The organism is Lentilactobacillus dabitei (assembly GCF_019061365.1).
Classification (GTDB): Bacteria; Bacillota; Bacilli; order Lactobacillales; family Lactobacillaceae; genus Lentilactobacillus; species Lentilactobacillus dabitei.
In genome coordinates, this window is record NZ_JAHPPD010000183.1 from 1 (window position 1) to 583 (window position 583).

Genomic DNA, 583 nt, shown 5'->3' on the forward strand with positions numbered 1-583 from the left:
TCCTTCCCTTTTCATTCGCTCACCTCCTTTCGCTCCTTTAGTGGGATAATTGAGTTATTCCATTAAAGGTGGTGACATAATGTGAAACTTTATGAACCCGGAACTGATAACGTTCCAATTGGTAAATACCTTGAAGTCGGCCCTCAAGGTGGTAAACTTCAAAATCCTAGACACGCTACAATTCGTGTGTCTGGTCATCGTCTTCCCCCTGTGAGTCCTGATACTCACAATAAGTGGAAGCATACCAGTGGGCGAACTGATTAACGTTCGTGATACGACATAGTGCTCAAGAACTTATCAATCGCATCGGAGTTGTCTTTATCCGGGTTCAAAATGAAGCTTTTTACGGAGTAACACCACACTAAGCCTAAAAAGTTGAGCTGAATCCAGGACTCAAAGACAACTTCATTTTTTCCATTACGATATTCAGTCATATAATGATGAATCATTCGCTCACCTCCTCACGTGCTTAGCTCCTGCGCGGAACTCGCCTCTTTCACTCCTTTAGTGGGATAATGAAGTTATTCCATTAAAGGTGGTGATAGTTACGGTTAGATCTATAAAATCTTCATCTAAGCGTGTC

The 583-nt window shown here is 42.0% G+C and carries 2 protein-coding genes; one reads left to right on the plus strand and one right to left on the minus strand.

Annotated features, from left to right (window positions below; genetic code table 11):
- The first annotated feature begins 81 nt into the window (after positions 1-81).
- Complete coding sequence (locus tag KTE19_RS13705) at positions 82-264, plus strand: YjzC family protein (RefSeq protein WP_075141291.1); 183 nt, start codon at positions 82-84, stop codon at positions 262-264.
- Here KTE19_RS13705 and KTE19_RS13710 read toward each other — a convergent pair.
- Entirely contained in the window at positions 261-449 is a 189-nt protein-coding gene (locus KTE19_RS13710) for a hypothetical protein (RefSeq protein ID WP_065493053.1), read from the minus strand. The two genes, KTE19_RS13705 and KTE19_RS13710, sit on opposite strands and share 4 nt — an antisense overlap.
- Positions 450-583: the final 134 nt, after the last annotated feature.